At 66.3% G+C, this 16,182-nt stretch carries 12 protein-coding genes; 7 read left to right on the top strand and 5 right to left on the bottom strand.

The window, feature by feature from the left end:
* Window positions 1-61: 61 nt before the first annotated feature.
* Genes poxB through H289_RS0128765 form a run of 3 tightly spaced genes read left to right on the top strand, consistent with a single transcriptional unit; the run spans window position 62 to window position 4,355 of the window.
* Window positions 62-1,795 carry a ubiquinone-dependent pyruvate dehydrogenase gene (gene poxB, locus H289_RS0128775; RefSeq protein WP_020104328.1) on the top strand — a complete coding sequence of 578 codons (1,734 nt, stop codon included), beginning with the start codon at window positions 62-64 and terminating at the stop codon, window positions 1,793-1,795.
* Between the two features lie 49 nt (window positions 1,796-1,844).
* Window positions 1,845-2,753, top strand: a complete 909-nt coding sequence (locus H289_RS0128770; protein WP_196810103.1) for a glyoxalase — start codon at window positions 1,845-1,847, stop codon at window positions 2,751-2,753.
* 18 nt (window positions 2,754-2,771) lie between these two features.
* Window positions 2,772-4,355, top strand: a complete 1,584-nt coding sequence (locus H289_RS0128765; protein ID WP_020104326.1) for an MFS transporter — start codon at window positions 2,772-2,774, stop codon at window positions 4,353-4,355.
* Between the two features lie 29 nt (window positions 4,356-4,384).
* On the opposite strand, the gene H289_RS0128760 is transcribed toward H289_RS0128765, so the two are convergent.
* The gene (locus tag H289_RS0128760) at window positions 4,385-5,242 is read right to left on the bottom strand and encodes an NmrA/HSCARG family protein (RefSeq protein ID WP_020104325.1); all 858 of its coding nucleotides are present in this window, start codon (window positions 5,240-5,242) and stop codon (window positions 4,385-4,387) included.
* Between the two features lie 150 nt (window positions 5,243-5,392).
* Between H289_RS0128760 and H289_RS0128755 the strand changes: the two genes are divergently transcribed.
* Together H289_RS0128755 and H289_RS31585 are read left to right on the top strand one after the other, a co-directional pair.
* Window positions 5,393-6,340, top strand: a complete 948-nt coding sequence (locus H289_RS0128755) for an alpha/beta hydrolase (protein ID WP_196810102.1) — start codon at window positions 5,393-5,395, stop codon at window positions 6,338-6,340.
* Between the two features lie 49 nt (window positions 6,341-6,389).
* Window positions 6,390-9,170 carry a helix-turn-helix transcriptional regulator gene (locus H289_RS31585; protein ID WP_231388151.1) on the top strand — a complete coding sequence of 927 codons (2,781 nt, stop codon included), beginning with the start codon at window positions 6,390-6,392 and terminating at the stop codon, window positions 9,168-9,170.
* Here H289_RS31585 and H289_RS0128745 read toward each other — a convergent pair.
* Both H289_RS0128745 and H289_RS0128740 read right to left on the bottom strand, forming a co-directional pair.
* Window positions 9,167-11,110 (bottom strand): thiamine pyrophosphate-dependent enzyme, encoded by a 1,944-nt coding sequence (locus H289_RS0128745; protein WP_020104322.1) that lies wholly within the window; start codon window positions 11,108-11,110, stop codon window positions 9,167-9,169. The genes H289_RS31585 and H289_RS0128745 overlap by 4 nt on opposite strands.
* On the bottom strand, window positions 11,107-12,729 hold the full coding sequence (locus tag H289_RS0128740; protein ID WP_020104321.1) for a glutamate synthase-related protein: 1,623 nt from the start codon (window positions 12,727-12,729) through the stop codon (window positions 11,107-11,109). Before H289_RS0128740 ends, H289_RS0128745 begins: the two co-directional genes overlap by 4 nt.
* A gap of 236 nt (window positions 12,730-12,965) precedes the next feature.
* Between H289_RS0128740 and H289_RS0128735 the strand changes: the two genes are divergently transcribed.
* A complete protein-coding gene (locus tag H289_RS0128735; RefSeq protein ID WP_020104320.1) occupies window positions 12,966-13,997 on the top strand; it encodes an XdhC family protein in 1,032 nt (343 codons plus the stop codon).
* Between the two features lie 33 nt (window positions 13,998-14,030).
* Here the strand turns inward: H289_RS0128735 and H289_RS0128730 are convergent, their stop codons facing one another.
* The gene (locus tag H289_RS0128730) at window positions 14,031-14,906 is read right to left on the bottom strand and encodes a polysaccharide deacetylase family protein (RefSeq protein ID WP_020104319.1); all 876 of its coding nucleotides are present in this window, start codon (window positions 14,904-14,906) and stop codon (window positions 14,031-14,033) included.
* Window positions 14,907-14,965: 59 nt separating this feature from the next.
* Between H289_RS0128730 and H289_RS0128725 the strand changes: the two genes are divergently transcribed.
* Complete coding sequence (locus H289_RS0128725; RefSeq protein ID WP_020104318.1) at window positions 14,966-15,337, top strand: MerR family transcriptional regulator; 372 nt, start codon at window positions 14,966-14,968, stop codon at window positions 15,335-15,337.
* Here the strand turns inward: H289_RS0128725 and H289_RS31580 are convergent.
* Window positions 15,300-16,151, bottom strand: coding sequence for an ABC transporter permease (locus tag H289_RS31580; RefSeq protein ID WP_020104317.1), 852 nt, complete (start codon window positions 16,149-16,151; stop codon window positions 15,300-15,302). The two genes, H289_RS0128725 and H289_RS31580, sit on opposite strands and share 38 nt — an antisense overlap.
* Window positions 16,152-16,182: the final 31 nt, after the last annotated feature.

The raw sequence follows: 16,182 nt of genomic DNA, 5'->3' as shown, positions 1-16,182 counted from the left end.
CGGGCACGTGCGTCGGCTATACGTGGTTGTTCAAAGCCACCGCAACTGAGGAAGAGGTCTGATGTCTACCGTTGCCGACCACATCATCGCGACATTGCAGGCCAGCGGCGTCGACCGCGTGTTCGGGCTCCCTGGTGACAGCCTGAACGGATTCACCGATGCGATCCGCCGGGCCGGCGGCATTTCCTGGGAACATGTTCGTCACGAGGAAGCTGCCGCGTTCGCCGCAGCGGGTTTCGCGGCGGTGACGGGTCAACTGGCCGTGTGCGCGGGAAGCTGCGGCCCGGGAAATCTCCACTTGATCAACGGCTTGTTCGACGCGCAGCGCAGCCGGGTACCGGTGCTGGCGATCGCCGCGCACATTCCCGCGGGGGAGATCGGGTCACAGTATTTCCAGGAGACCCACCCACAGGAACTCTTCCGCGAGTGCAGCGTCTTCTGCGAGATGGCCACTACCCCGGAGTCGGCCCTTCGCGTACTGCAGATGGCCATGCGCGCCGCGGTGGAAGAGCAGGGTGTCGCAGTGGTGGTCATTCCTGGAGAGGTGTTCCTGCACCGGCTGCCCGATCCTGGCCGCATCCGTCCGGTGCTGCCGGCCCGCCCGATCGTGCGCCCAGACGACGCATCGCTTGCGACCGCAGCCGCGATCCTCAATGAGGCTGCCAAGGTGACGATTCTGGCCGGTGCCGGGACGGCGGGCGCCCATCAGCAGTTGGTCGAGTTGGCGGGGACCTTGCAGGCGCCCGTCGTGCATGCGTTGCGCGGCAAGGAGTTCGTCGAGTACGACAATCCCTACGACGTCGGGATGACGGGGCTGCTGGGCTTCGCATCGGGCTACAAGGCCATCAAGGAAGCCGATGTGTTGTTGATGCTGGGCACGGATTTTCCCTACCGGCAGTTCTATCCGGAGAACGCCACGGTCATTCAGGTCGATATCCGCGGACGGCACCTGGGCCGGCGCACGCCGATCGACCTGGGTTTGGTGGGCACCGTGCGAGACACGTTGACGGCGTTGCGCCCCTTCCTGGCCCAGAAAACGGATCGGAGCCATCTCGACCGCGCGGTCGATCATTATCGCCGCACGCGCCGCCGCCTCGACGCGCTGGCGGTCAATGACCATGACCGCACGCCGATTCGCCCGGAATATGTTGCTGCACTGGTCGATCGGCTGGCCGCGACCGATGCTGTCTTCACCGTCGATGTGGGTTCGCCGGTGGTGTGGGCCGCTCGGTACCTGACGATGAACGGCCGACGGCGGCTCCTCGGATCGTTCAATCACGGCACGATGGCATGCGCGTTGCCCTTGGCTGTCGGGGCGCAAACCGTCGATCGTCACCGCCAAGTCGTCGCGCTCGCCGGTGACGGTGGCCTGACGATGCTTCTCGGTGAGTTGATCACGTTGGTGCAGAACCGGTTACCCGTCAAACTGATCGTGTTCAACAACTCGTCGTTGAACTTCGTGGAACTCGAAATGAAGGCCGCAGGCATCGTGACCTTCGGCACCGATCTGGACAATCCGGACTTCGCGGCGGTCGCGCGATCCTGTGGGCTGTTCAGCCGCCGGGTCGAGCATCCATCGGAGCTGAAGTCGGCTGTCAGCGAGGCACTTGCCCACGACGGGCCGGCGCTGGTCGATGTGGTCACAGCACGCAATGAACTGACGATCCCGCCGACCATCACGGCCGAACAAGCGAAAGGATTCTCCCTCTACGCGATCCGCACGGTGCTGGCCGGGCACTCGGATGAACTGCTGGATCTGATCACCACCAGTGTGGCCCGCCGGATCTTGGACTGAGAGGGCTCCCGTGATCAGGATGTCAGCGGTACCGGTACGGCCTCATGCCGTGCTGCGAAGCCGATTGCGCTGGACGGCAGCGATATTGGCAGCGGCTCTGCTGGCCGGTTGTGCCGGCGAGCCGGCGCCGACGGGTCCTGCGACCACGCAAGCCGCGAGCCAGGCTGTCGGCCCGCAGTATGACTCGGTGCATGTCTACGTCGAGCCGGGTCAGCTCGACGCCTTCGTCAGCAGCTGGCTCGCCACGTTCGGTGGATCGGCGAAGCCCGCCACCGTCGTCACCGTCACGCCCACACCCAGTCAGACGAAATCGCAGCTGATCTTGTCCCCGGTCGGAACCATTTCGGCGTTCGAGTTCACCACGGCGGTGCCGTACCCGTTCGGCTCCGAAAGAACCGGCTGGCTGATGGGTGATTTCGATGCCGGCGTACAGCAAGCCCGCGACGCCGGCGCTGCCGTCGTCGTCGAGCCGTTTCCCGATCCGATCGGCCGCGACGCCATCATTGCGTTCCCGGGCGGCGTGAACGCCCAATTGTACTGGCATACAGCAGCGCCCAACTATCAGCCGCTGGTGTCGGTGCCGGACAACCGGGTCTATCTACCGGTGGCGAGCGTAGACCCGTTCCTCAAGAGCTACCTACAGTTCACGCACGGCCGTGCCGACGCCGATGCGGCCGACGCCGATGGGGTGCTGATCGGCAAGCCGGGCACGACCTTTCGGCGCATTCACATCACGTCGCCGTTCGGCAACACCATGGTCGCCGTGACCGACGGCCACCTGCCGTATCCGTACGGCCACGAACTCGCCGGATATGTGGTGGACGACGTCGTGGCCGTCACGAACAAGGCTGTTGCCGCCGGCGCGAAAGTGTTGGTGCCGGTGGTGCGTTCGGGCCACACGAGCTCGGCTGTCCTGCAATGGCCGGGCGGCTACGTCGCCGAGCTCCACACCGACTGATCGGCTACGGTTTCCCGCGTGGCGGTTCGTTCACAGTCACCGGCCTGGGCGCCGCTGCGTAACCGGGTCTACCGCAGCCTGTTCATCGCGCAACTGGCGTCCAACATCGGAAGCTGGATGCAGACAGTGGGCGCGCAATGGTTCCTTGTCGCCGCGCACAGCAGCCCGACCATGGTGGCCATGGTCCAGACGGCGAGTCTGGCACCGACGTTGATGCTGGCGCTGCCGGCTGGTGCGCTGGCCGACGCCTTCGACCGACGACGCCTGCTGATCGCGACCACGGCGTACACCATGGTCGCCGCGGCGGCGCTGACGGTCCTGACGATGGCCGGTGTTCTGACGCCGGTCTGGTTGCTGGTGCTCACGTTCGCGGTCGGCTGCGGTGGCGCGCTGTCGGCCCCGCCGTGGCAGGCGATCCAGCCCGAATTGGTCCCGCGAGAACAGATTCCGGCGGCGTCTGCGCTCGGCGGCGTGACCGTCAATGTCGCCCGGGCCATCGGTCCTGGCGTCGCGGGGCTCGTCGTCGCCGCAGCCGGGCCGGCGGCCGTGTTCGCGCTCAACACGGTGTCCTTCGCCGGGGTGATCGTCGTCCTGACACGGTGGAAGCGTGCGGCCGGCGCGTCAACAGGTCCCCGGGAACCCTTTTGGCACTCATTCGTCTCCGGCGGCCGGTATGTCCGGTCGGCGCCCATCGTGCGCCGAATCCTGCTACGCGCCGGGCTTTTCGCCTTTCCGGCGTCGGCACTGTGGGCGCTGCTGCCGCTGGCCTCCGCGCAGCGCTGGCATCAGAACGCGGCGGGGTACGGGTTGGTCCTGGCCTGTCTGGGTGTGGGGGCGGTGGCCGGTGTCGTGGTGGTCCCTGCTCTGCGAAAGCGGCTGCCGGACAACGCCTTGTTGGCCATGTCTGCGTGCATCTATGCGGCCGGACTGGTCGCGAGCGCCACTTTGCCTTTTGCCTTCGCGGTGATTCCGCTGGTCTTGTCCGGCATCGCCTGGCTGATGACGCTGACGACGCTGAACACCGCGGCCCAGCTTTCGCTGGCGCACTGGGCCCGGTCGCGAGGGATAGCGGTGTACCTGCTCGTGTTCATGGGAGCACAGGCGGTCGGCTCAGTGGTCTGGGGCGCGGTCGCGTCGCACGCCGGTTTGACCACATCCCTTGTCGCAGCGTCCATTTGCCTGGTGGTGGTCGCGGCATCGGTGATCAAGCTGCCGCTGCATCCCTGCACGGGCAAGCTCGATCGGGAGGTGTCCACGGCGTGGCCGGCACCGCAGGTCATGTTCATTCCCGAGCCCGATGACGGCCCGGTGCTCATCACGGCTACCTACCGGGTGGCCGAAGATTCGTTCGCGGCCTTCACCGAGGCGATGCGTGATGTCGGCCGGGCGCGCCGCCGCACGGGTGGACATTCCTGGCGGCTGTATCGCAGCGGCCGGCACGCGGACCTCGTCGTCGAACAGTTCGTCGTGCCGTCATGGTCGGAGTTCCGTCACCAGCACACCGTCCGATGGCTGGCGTCCGACCATGACGCCATGGCGCGAGCACTGGAACTCACCGTTGACGGGCAGTTCGACCAGCAGTCGTTCTTTCAGATTCGATAGCGCGCGCCGACCCGCGAGCCGACGTGCGACTACCGCGGGCTCGCGTGGACGGTGAGATGTTCGGCCACCCACTCGCTGAAGGTCTGCCAACCGATATCCGGGTAGCGCTGATGCAGGCCGGCGATATCGGCGCTGTACCCCTGCGTGGACAAGAAACTGAACATCGCCCGCATATCGACGGAGGCGATTTGGGACGGGTCGTAGGTGATCAGCTGAATCGGATAGCCGAGCGTGCGCTCGAGTACAGCGGTCATCTGTTCCGGTGTCGGTGCATCCGATGCGATGTCTATGCGCGTCCCCGCAAAGCGTTGCGAATCAAGAAGAATCGTGGCGACGAACCGGCCCAAGTCGCGCCGGGACAGCTGCTGCAGCGGTTTTGCAGCCGGCAGCGGCAGGGTGAACCGGCCGGACTGGATCTCGTCGATGCCGCCGAGGAGGTTGTCGTAGAAGTAGGTCGGGCCGACGATCGTGTACGGCACACCGGAGGCGACCAACGCGTCTTCGACCCTGGCTTTGCTCTCGAAATGCGGAATCCCGGTGTGCTGGTCGGCGTTGGAGACAGAGCAAAGGACCAGATGAGGGACGTGCGCCTGGACAGCGGCACCGATGATGTGTAGGCCTTGCTCTACTTCGATATCGGGGCCTTCTTCGAACGGCGTGGTGACGGCGAACACTCCCGCGACGTCGGTGAAGGCATGGGTCAGGGCTTGTTCGTCACCCAGGTCAGCCGCGACGACCTCGATACCCGCGTCCGAAAGTCTCTGTGCGCGCGACGATTGTGGGTTGCGCGCGACGGCACGCACGCGCAGGCTACGCTCGACCAGGGCGCTCGCGACAGCACCGCCGGTCGCCCCGGTGGCACCGATGACCGCGTACGTATCAGCCATGTTGTCCTCCCTTGCTACCTGCCAAGTGTGCAGTACGCACCTGGCGTCGGCATCAGTCGGATGACTGGGCCGCCTCGGTGATCGACGCCGGGCCGCAGCGATGGGCGTAGAGTCCTCGGCACCGGAGGCCTCGTCGATTGGGAGGACATCGTGGGTCGAGACGTGGTGCTGGATCCGACGATTGCGCGCCTGGTCGCGTCAATGTCGACACCGCCGACGCTGGGGCAGTTGGGGCCGCAGGACGGCCGGTTGGCCCTGCGTGAAGCACAGCGAACGGCCATCGAGCAGCCGGGTACCGAGGCCCGGTTCCATACCGCGCCCGTGGGTCCGTCGGGGTTGGTGGGATTTTGGCTGGTTCGTCCGCACGATGCGACCGGCCCGCTGCCGGCAATCCTGTATGTGCATGGTGGTCGGTTCATGTTCGGCGATGCGGACACGCACGGGCGCGTCGTCGGGGCGATCGCCGCGCGGTGCCGGGCTGCCGTACTGGTTCCTGAGTACAGCCGGGCGCCGGAAGCGCGGTACCCGGTTGCGCTGGAGGAGTGCTTTGCCGTTCTGTTGTGGGCCCGCGACAACGCGGACTCATTGGGCCTTGATCCGAAAGCGATTGCCCTGGCCGGTGATTGCGCCGGCGCGACGATCGCAGCGGCGGTCAGCATGGTGTGCAAGTCCCGCGGTGGCCCGCGGTTGCGCGCGCAGCTGCTGTACTATCCGCCAACTGATGCACGGTGTGAATACCCGTCCCACGACACGTACGCGGAGGGTTATCTGCTGACCAGCGATGAGCAGGCCTGGTATTGGGATCAGTACTACGACGGTGATCCCGACTGCCCCACCGTATCTCCGGTTCGCGCAGCGGTGGAGGACCTCACGGGATTGCCACCGACGCTGATCGTCACCGCGGAAGCTGATGTGGTGCGGGATGAAGGCGAAGCGTTCGCAGATCGGCTGCGTTCGGCAGGTGTACCGGTGACCTGTACCCGCTACCTCGGAACGGTGCACGACTTCGTGGTGCTGACCCAGCTCAGTGACACGCCGTCGGCGCGGGCGGCGCTCGATCAGGGTGTGTCGTTCCTCAATCGAGCGATCCACCGATGACGCGACGGTGCCTGATCATGCTGTGCAGGAAGCGATTTTCCCGGTGACGATGACACGTCCGCAATCGCCCATGGTGGGGCGCGGTGAGCTGACGAGGCTCGTCAACGAGGTCGCCTCCGGTGCTCCTGATGCGCCGCAGGCAGTGATCCTGGCCGGCGAGCCGGGCATCGGCAAGTCGGCGCTGCTCCGGCATGCTGTTGCCGCACCGGCTCTGCGAGATGCGACCATCCTCTTTGCCGGAGGCTCGGAGCCGGACCATGTGCGACCGTTCACGGCATTGACCGAGCTGCTCTGGCCCATCTCCGATCGCATCGCAGACCTGCCGGCGCCGATGCGGGATGCCTTGCAGGACATCGTCAATGGCAATGCCGGTGCTGCCGGGCACGGCCCGGCGCTGGTACAGCAGGCAGTACTGGCCCTAGTGGCGATTGCGGCCGGTGATCGACTGCTGGTGATCGTGCTCGACGACTTCGACCGATTCGAGCCGGATTCCCGCCAGGTGCTCACATATGTGATCGGCCGGGTACCGCACCTCGCGGTCAGAGTGCTGATCAGCGCACGGCGAGTGGACTTGCTGAACGGGCTTGATCGTTCGGTCAAGGTGGTGGATGTCGGTCCACTCACCGATTCCGCAGCCGCGGAGCTGATCGAGTCCCAGTCGCTGGTGCCCGACGCAAGTGTGCGCGGCGAGATCATCCGCTGGTCCGGCGGTAATCCGTTGGCCCTCATCGAATCTGCGCGGTTCTACGGCAAGTCGGGTTCGCTGCGTTTCCGGGTCAACCACATGGTCGGGCCCGGATTCGCACACGCGCTGTTCGTCCAGCAGTTGTCCGAGCTGCCCGCGGATGCGCGCCGGTTGACGTTGTTCGCCGCGGCGGGTGCCGGTTACGAGACCGTCGACACCATCACCGCCGCCGCCGGTTTCGGCGCAGACCTACAGCGGTGGGAACCGGCCTTGGAACGATCTCTGGTGACGGTGACCGAGGACAGGCGGGTGCGGTTCAGCCACACCCTGCTGCGCAGTGTGGCCTACAGCGAAGGAGATCTGGCTGATCGCCGTGCCGCCCACATTGCCCTGGCGGCCTCGCCGCAATTGGACGTAGCCTGCCGCGCTTGGCATTTGGCGGCCGCGGCGGACGGTCCGGACGAGACCGTCGCGTCGCTGTTGGAGCAGGGGGCGGAACGGTCGCGGCAGCGGGGTGGCTACCTGGAAGTGGCCAGGGCCCTGCAGCGTGCCGCGGAATTGAGTCCTGATTCCGGAGATGCGGCCCGGCGGTTCACGCTCGCTTCGGTGGCAGCCAATTTCGGCGGTGACCCGTCGTGGGCGCTCGCGTTGAATGCCAGTGCGGTGCAGCGCTCAGGGGACCCCGAGATCGTCGGCCATGCCGCGTTGACGCGGGCCTCGGTGCTGCTGCAGTCGGCGCGTCCCGCGGAGGCGGCCGAGCTGGTTCGCAGCGCGCTCGACGGTGAACCGCCGGCGAATTCGGTTCTGCGGCTGGCGTTGATGTACACCGCCGCGTCGGCGGCGTACTACTCCGGTGAATTGTCCCACCGTCGCCGCCTGGGCCGCTGGCTCGCGGACTCTGCCCGAGACATACTGGGGGAGAGCAGCGTTCCAACGCCTTTCCCGGCCGAGGCTGGGCCCGTACAACGGGCGTACATCGCGATGTACGCGGACAGTGCCGGTAGCGCCCACGATCGCCCGGCGCCATGGGACCGGCGGTGGCTGCATCCCATGCCCGCTCCGGTCGAACCGTTCCGCCGCCTCGTCGTGGGGGCGATGGCATACGCCACCGAGGACAGCGAGCTGGCGGTCACCGAGCTGCGGGCAGCGGTCGAGCAGCTCAAGGCTGCCGGTGGTCTGCGCGGATTCACCTTCGCCATCGCGCCTCTGGCGTGGGGGCTACACGACACCGGTCGCTGGTCCGAACTGGTGAACCTGCTCGATGAGACCGAAACTCTCTGTGCTGTCTATGATCTGGCGCTACTGCACGCCGAGAGCAACGTCGTACGTGCGCATCTGCTGGCATGTCGTGGTGAGGCAGGTGCTGCGGACGCCGCCGTCGACGCGGCGGCGCGCGTCATCGCCGACGAGGGCGGAAGCGCGACCCGGACCGCACTGGCGTGGGCCACCGGTCGGAACGCCTTGGCCCGCAGCGACTTCGAATCGGCATACCAGGCTTTGCGGCAGATGTTCGACGCCGATGGGGAGCCGACCCATTTCGTCATCTCCCATCGCGCCATCGCCGACCTGGCCTGGGCCGGTGCGCGCAGTGGTCACATCGATGAGGTGAGGCCGCTGGTTGCTGCAATCGGACGACAGCTGGGGTCCAACCCGCCTGTGCGACTACGCCTTTTACGTCACCAGGCGCTCGCCTTGACCGCGACGACGCACCTGGCTGAACGGCATTTCCGCTTGGCCGTGTTCGATCCGGCAGGGGACCAGTGGCCGATGGAGCGCGCACGAGCGCGTCTGCACTACGGCGAATGGCTTCGCCGGGTACGTCGGCCCGCCGAGGCCCGTACCCAGCTCACCGCTGCACTCGAGGTGTTCGATCGACTCGGCGCGGCGCCGTACGCCCAGATCGCCCGCGCCGAACTACGCGCCGCCGGGGTGACGTCGTCGAATTCCGGGGCGGTATCGGGCTTGGATTCACTGACGGCACAAGAACGTCAGATCGTGTCGATGGCCGCGTCGGGGCTCACCAACCCCGAGATCGGACAACGACTCAATCTGTCACCGCGAACGATCGCGTCCCACCTGTACAACGTCTATCCCAAACTGGGGGTCAGCCGGCGGCACCAACTGCGTGATCTGTTGGGGGACTAGTGCGTACTGGGGTCGGTGATGATCTCCACCATCGCCGGGCCCGGGTGCTCGAGTGCCTCTGCGATGGCTGGGGCGACCTCCGTCGGGTCGGCGACGCGACGACCGTAGCCACCGCAGCTCCTGGCGTACGCGGCGAAGTCCGGGTTGAGCAGTGATGTCTGCCAAACCGCGTACTCGGCGCCGCGCTGCTCTTCGCTGATCTTTGCGAGCTCACCGTTGTTGAGCAGGATGTGGGTGATGTTCATGTGGTATTTCACCGCCGTGGTGAAGTCGGCGAGATATTGACCGAAGCCGCCGTCACCGGTGATCGCGATGATGGGCCGGTCCGGAGCGGCGGCCCAGGCGCCCATCGCCGCGGGGAATCCGAACCCGATCGAGCCGAGGTAGCCGGACATGAGTACCGACTGCTCGGCGGTCTCGAAGTAGCGCCCGAACGAGTAGGCGTGATTGCCGACATCGACGGCCAGGACGGCGTTCGCCGGGGCCAGGCGGCTGAGTTCTTCGAAAACCGTTGCGGCAGCTACTCGTCCGTCTGGATGCTTGACGGCGCGCCGGGCTTTCTCGGCCCGCCAGACCGCCCAGCGTTCGGCGACCTCGGGACGCTGGTCCACCAGCGCGGCGTTGGGGCCAAGGCCGGCCAGCATGGCGGTGGCGGTGACGCCCACGTCGCCCAGCACCGGAGCCGCGACGGGCCGGAACCGGCCGAGCATCATGGGATCGGTGTCCACCTGGATGATCGGCTTGTATGGCGAGATTCCGGTGTGGTTCGAGAACGAGGCGCCGAACACCAGCAGCAGATCGGCCTTGTTCATCATCCACGACGCGACGGGGGTCCCCGACCGTCCCAGCACGCCGCATGCAAGGGGGTGGGCGTCCGAGATCTGCCCCTTGGCCTTGAAGGTCGTGAGTACCGGCGCGTTCAAGCGTTCGGCGAGGTCGATGACTGCCGGCATGTCGAACTTCGCGCCGGCGCCGACGACGATCAGCGGTCTGGTCGATGTCTCGATCAGGTCGAGGGCCTGCTGTAGCGCGGCAGCCGGAGGTGGCACCCGGAGGTCGGGCATACGGCCTTGGGGCCCAGAGGATTTCTGCCCCGGGGCTTCGAGGATCTGCACCTCGTCAGGAAGCACGAGGTGCCCGACGCCGCGCTCGAGGATGGCGTGCTTGAGGGCCATGGTCATCAGTTCGGCGTGGTCGGAGCCCGAACGCACCATGGCCGAGTAGACGGACACATCGGCGAATGCCGCGAGCAGGTCGATGTCTTGGAAAGCGCCTTTGCCCGCCACCGAGGAGTCCACGTTGCCTGACAGGGCCAGCACTGGGGCTCGGTCGGATTTCGCGTCGTAGAGACCGGTGAGCAGGTTCGTGGAGCCGGGACCGGCGATGCCGAAACAGGCAGCGGGCCGGCCGGTGAGCTTGCCGTAAGCGGCTGCCGCGAACGCTGCGGCCCCTTCGTGCCGGATGCCGAAATACCGTAGTTTGCCGTCAGTTTCGGCACGGTGCAAGGCTTCGGCGACCCCGAGATTCGAGTGGCCGACCATACCGAAGACAGTGTCGACACCCCAGTTGGTCATCGTTTCCACCAGTACATCGCTGACGGTGCGAGGGTGCTCGGCCGGCGGTGGAGTACCGACGTAGATGCCGTCGTCACGGACCTCGACCGGATACGTGCGGACATTGAAGTCGGGACCGCCGGCGGCCTCGCCGGTGAAGGGGTCAAAGTCGAAACCGTGCCAGGGGCAACGGATCTTGTCGTTCTCGAGCGTGCCTTGACCCAGCGGACCGCCCTGGTGGGGACACCGGTTGTCGATGGCTCCGTATCGGCCGTCGAGTTTCGTCAGGGCCACCGTCTTGATCCCGACCGGGCACATCGCCACTTCGCCGTCGTCGAGCTGGCCGGCGTCGGCGGCCTTGTGCCAGTTCAGATCTTGCTCGGTCACAGTGGGATGGCTCCTGCGTAGGGGACTCCGCTCAGGTAGGCGAAGTCGCGATCGAAGGTGACGAGATCGTCGATGTCGAAGTCGGCGAGATTCCGGTGGCCACATGCGCGCGCCAGGACCACCATCAGATCGACTGCCGCCCGCAGAAACCGGTTCAGGCGTTGCGCACCAGCCGGTATGGGCAGTCGGGCACGTAGTCCGGGATCTTGCGTGGCGATGCCGGACGGGCAGGTGTTGGTGTTGCACGCGCGCATGCCGACGCAACCGATCGCTTGCAGGGCCGCATTGGACAGACCGATGGCGTCGGCGCCCAACGCGAGTGCTTTGACCATGTCGGCCGGGGTTCGGATACCTCCGGTGACTGCCAGCGTGACATGGTCGGCTTGTGACCGGTCGAGGTGCCGGCGGGCACGGGCCAGCGCCGGGATGGTCGGCACGGAGATGTTGTCGCGGAATATCGTTGGTGCAGCACCGGTTCCGCCGCCACGGCCGTCGAGGATGAGGTAGTCGACCCCGATCTGCAGGGCGGCGTCGATGTCGCGTTCGATGTGTTGTGCGCTCATCTTGTATCCCACCGGGATACCGCCCGAGGTTTCACGGACTTGCGCGGCGAACTCTTCGAACGGCTGCAATGACGTCCAGTCCGGGAAGCGTGCCGGCGAGATGGCCGCGGTCCCCGGCGCGAGCCCGCGCACCTCGGCGATCTTGCCGACCACCTTGTTGCCGGGCAGGTGTCCGCCGGTGCCGGTCTTGGCACCTTGACCGCCTTTGAAGTGGAAGGCCTGCACCTGGCGGAGCCGGTCGAAACTCCACCCGAATCTGCCCGACGCGAGCTCGTAGAAGTACTTCGAATTATGTTGCTGCTCTTCGGGAAGCATGCCGCCCTCACCCGAGCAGATGCCGGTTCCGGCCAGTTCGGCGCCGGCGGCGAGAGCCGTCTTGGCTTCCTCGGACAGCGCACCGAAGCTCATGTCGCTGACGAACAAAGGGATGTCGAGTACCAGCGGTCGCTTGGCTGCCGGGCCGATCACCGTCTTTGTGCTCACCGGTTCGTCGTCGAGCAGCGGCAGCCGCGCCAGTTGCGCGGTGACGATCTGGATCGAGTCCCAGGAGGGCAGCAGATCGCGCGGCACACCCATGGCCGCCGTCGGACCATGTGCGCTGTTCAGTCCGTGCGCCGCCCAGTCGTGGATCTGTGTGACGAAGGGTTCTTCGGCAGTGTTGGACGGCTTGATCCACTTGCCTTGGTAACCGTCGTCGTCGTAGGTCTGCGGGTTGGCCGAGGCGTACGCCTCAACCGCGGCTTGGTCGACGTAGACCGAGCCGTCAGAGACCCAGGCCGGGAAAGTCGCCAGCGCGACAGCGGGGTTGACGGGTGCGACTCCGGTCCCGATCTCGTAGCGCCAGCCGTGCACGCCGCAGACGAGTAGGTCGCCCTCGACGCGGCCGTCGGACATCAGAGCCCCGCGGTGCGCGCAACGCCCGTACAGCGCCTGGACGTCGTCTCCCCGGCGGACCAGGACGAGGTCCACACCGGAAACCCTGGCGGCCGTCGGCGTGCCTTCGGCCAATTCGGTGAGCGCGGCGACGGGCACCGCCGTGGTGAGCTCAGAGGTCATTGGCGTGTGCCGGGGTCATGTCACTCCTGGGCCGATGGGCTCCCGCTTGGGCGCGGGGTGGCCAGTGTAGGCAGAACTGTCTGATGAACTCTGGCGGATTGACGCCCAGTGCACATCAGTCACCTGACTGATGTGCACCGCGGTCGAACGGCAGAGGCTGTGGGGGTGCGGGGGAGTAGGCAGTCCCGATCTTGTCTGCGTGGAATGCACCCATCTGGCCGACGGAGACGACATCGATGAGAAATGAAGTTGTACTCCAATGGGTTTACGACAGATACCAGCGCGGCGAAGACGTTCTTGTCGCCACCGTCATAGAGACCTTTGCCCGGTCTCCCTATCCGGTCGGGTCGATGATGGCCTTCGACCGGCACGCCCGCTTCGAGGGCAGCGTGTCCTCGGGCTGCGTCGAGGCCGATCTCTACGAGCGTGCGCAAGCCGTGTTCGAAGATCATCGGGGAACATTGGCTGGGATTGGTTGCCAGGTACTGGAGTTCGACTCGGGTCGGCCCGAGGGTGATCTGTTGGAGTCGTCGGGGCCTTGCCATGGAACTCTCCGGATCGCCTTCCATCCGGTGACGCCACTCCATTTTCCAGAGTTCGGCACGCTTGTCGCAGCGGTGCGCGGGGGCCGCCCCGCCTGGACCTTCCTCAACCTGCAGACCGGCCACACATCCCTTACCCGGCTTGATGATTCGCCGTCGTTCCGTGCTCATTACGAACCGCCGCCGCGCATGCTGATCTTCGGTAGTAGCGACATTGCGACCGGTCTGGCGGCACTGGCGCTGCGGGTGAACTATGCCGTGACGGTCTGCGATCCCCGATCGGCGTTCCTGTCCGCGGAGCGTTTCAGACCCGGGGTGGCGCTGGTTCGAGACTGGCCGGACCGCTACCTCCGTCAGGAGCGGACCGATGGACGTGTCGACGCCGAGACGGCCATCGTGGATTTGTCGCACGACGATCGGTTCTCGATACCGGTGCTGGCAGAGGCGCTGGATTCGCGGCGGTGGAGCGCCGGCGCACAACCGCGGTTTGTGGGTGCGCTCGGGTCGAAGAGTCGGTCGGTGCGTAAGCGTCAGGCCTTGTGCCAACAAGGATTACGGCCCGATGATGTGAACCGCCTTCAGTCGCCGATCGGGCTGGACCTGGGTGGTCGCGACGCGGCAGACATCGCCCTGTCGATTCTGGCTCAGGTGGTGGCCACGGCCAAAGGCGGTAGCGGCCTGCCGTTGGCTGGGTGCGCAATCGCCAGGGAACCAAGGCGGTCGTGAGGTGGTACAGCGCGACGAGCAAGTATGCGCGGCCTACTGGTGGTTCTCCTGCGTCAGGAAGTGGTCGGCGATCTCGTCGCTGGTGGTGAGCCATGCGTCTGGTTGGGCGGACAGGTAGCGCAGCACCTCTTCGAGGTACTTGTGGCGAAACGGCTGGCCGATCACGAAGGGGTGCAGCGCGAGAGCCAACACGCGGCCGCCTGAGGTCGAATCGGCGCGCAGCTGTTCATATTGGTCGACCACGATCTGGACGAACTCGGCACCGGTGTAGCCCTTCGAGAAGAGCAGGAGGTCGTTCAGTTCGACCGAATAGGGCACACTGAGCATGCCTGGCACGGTCAACCGGTAGGGCTGGTCATCGTTTGTCCAGTCGAGCACGTAGCGGTAACCCAGTTCGGCCAGCAACTCCGGCGTGTGGTGGGTTTCGGTGAGCCCCGGTCCCATCCATCCGTTCGGTCGCTGACGCGTCGCTGCGGCGATCGTCTCCGTGATGTGACGCAGTTCGCGGCGCTCGTCCTCGACCGTCATGGCGGTGTGCAGCTTCGAGTTCGTGCGTCCGTGTGCCAGCCACACCCAATTGCGGTCCAGCCCCGCGGCAACGATTTGCGGATGGGCATCAATCACGTTGGAGTTCACCAGAACACTGGGCCGGACCTGGTGCGTGTCAAGCGCTTCGATGGTCCGCCAGATGCCGACGCGCGCGCCGTAATCCCGCCACCCGTAGTTGAGGGGGTCGGGGCGCAACTCCGCGGTGCCTGGCCAGATGCTCGTCGATGGTTCGTCGGGGAGGAACTGCTCGATGTTCAATCCGAGGTACACCGCGACCTTGGCGCCGCCCGGCCAGCGCAGTGGCGGGCGTTCGGTGATCGGCGTGTAGACGAACGGCGGTTCGTGGTCCCGAGCGGTCATGCTCGGACGGTAAGACCTGACACCGATGTCAGGGGCAAGCCGGCGGGTATAACGGGTTCATGCGCATTGGCGAGCTGGCGCGGCGAACGGGTGTGAGTGAGCGGTCGTTGCGCTACTACGAGCAACGCGGGCTACTGGCCTCTGATCGCTCTCCCACCGGGCAACGCGAGTATGTGGACGCCGCCGTCGACCGGGTCATCCATATCCAGGAACTGTTCGCGGCGGGCCTGGGCAGTGAGAGCATCGCCAAACTGCTGCCATGCATGCGTGATGCGGACGGCGGCCCCGCCGAGACGGCCACGCCGCGTCTGGTCGAGGATCTCGTTGCCGAGCGCTCGCGGCTGGAGAAGCAGATCCGCGAGCTGACGAGTCGCCGAGCGGTTCTCGACGACGTCATCGCCGCTGCCTCGGAAGGACTCGGGCGCCGCTGAACCCGGTGCTTGCCCCAATTGTCTTGATGCGGTGGCAGTTCCGTCGTTGACGCGGGCCTGCGGAAGGAAGGGTTTGCCGCGTGATCTTGCCTCGGACCACGAGTTCCCCGACGACTGCGACGCCGCAGACCTGCGCGAGTAAGAGTGAGACCAGTACCAGGACCTGAACCGCCGCCGCCTGTGCGGCCGAGCCGGTCGCCAGCAGCACGCCGACGAATGCCCCGGGAAGGGTGACGAGTCCGGCGGTGCGAGTTTGATCAAGGTTGGGCAGCAGGGCGTCCGACAGCGGCCGCTCGATGACCAACATCCGCGAGAAACGTTCCGACAGACCAAGACTGAGAGCCGCTTCAACCTCACCGGCACGCTGGGTCAGCGCATCGAGGGCACGCCGCGCCGCCACCGCTGATGCGGTCATCGTTCCGCCCAGCACGATGCCGAACACGGGCACCACCGCGACGCCAGTGAACGGCACCACATCGCTGAGCGTCAGCAGGGGAATCACCATGACCATGCCGGCGGCGAGGGCGACGGTCAGCCACCAGGCGCCGTGATGCGCCTGACTGCGACGAGCGGCAGTAATCGAGGCGACGATGAACATCACCACCAGAACCAGCATCGACGACCACACCCGCTGCAATGCGACTGCGAGCACGGTCGACACCGCGGCCAGCTGCAGTGCTGCACGCACCGCGGCGCTCGGCGCCTCCCACACTGATCCGTTGAGCGCCAAGCGGTTCACCGCGGCCGCCGCGAGGGCCATCACCACACAAACGATGATGAGCATGGGTGTCAGCAGTGGTTCGGCGCCGCGCATGTTTCGAGTTTCCCTGGCGACAGGGCCGGCC

Origin of the sequence: Mycobacterium sp. 360MFTsu5.1, from assembly GCF_000383495.1 — a bacterium.
In the GTDB taxonomy this organism is placed as follows: Bacteria; Actinomycetota; Actinomycetes; order Mycobacteriales; family Mycobacteriaceae; genus Mycobacterium; species Mycobacterium mucogenicum_B.
The sequence above is the reverse complement of the archived record's forward strand: the minus strand, read 5'-3'. Positions and strand labels throughout refer to the sequence as shown.

Bases quoted from the DNA above. Each gene is read 5' to 3' on its own strand.
- poxB (WP_020104328.1), top strand. From the start codon at position 62: ATGTCTACCGTTGCCGACCACATCATCGCGACATTGCAGGCCAGCGGC.
- H289_RS0128760 (WP_020104325.1), bottom strand. From the start codon at position 5,242: ATGGCTGATACGTACGCGGTCATCGGTGCCACCGGGGCGACCGGCGGT.
- H289_RS31585 (WP_231388151.1), top strand. From the start codon at position 6,390: ATGACACGTCCGCAATCGCCCATGGTGGGGCGCGGTGAGCTGACGAGG.
- H289_RS0128740 (WP_020104321.1), bottom strand. From the start codon at position 12,729: ATGACCTCTGAGCTCACCACGGCGGTGCCCGTCGCCGCGCTCACCGAA.
- H289_RS0128735 (WP_020104320.1), top strand. From the start codon at position 12,966: ATGAGAAATGAAGTTGTACTCCAATGGGTTTACGACAGATACCAGCGC.
- H289_RS0128730 (WP_020104319.1), bottom strand. From the start codon at position 14,906: ATGACCGCTCGGGACCACGAACCGCCGTTCGTCTACACGCCGATCACC.
- H289_RS0128725 (WP_020104318.1), top strand. From the start codon at position 14,966: ATGCGCATTGGCGAGCTGGCGCGGCGAACGGGTGTGAGTGAGCGGTCG.
- H289_RS31580 (WP_020104317.1), bottom strand. From the start codon at position 16,151: ATGCGCGGCGCCGAACCACTGCTGACACCCATGCTCATCATCGTTTGT.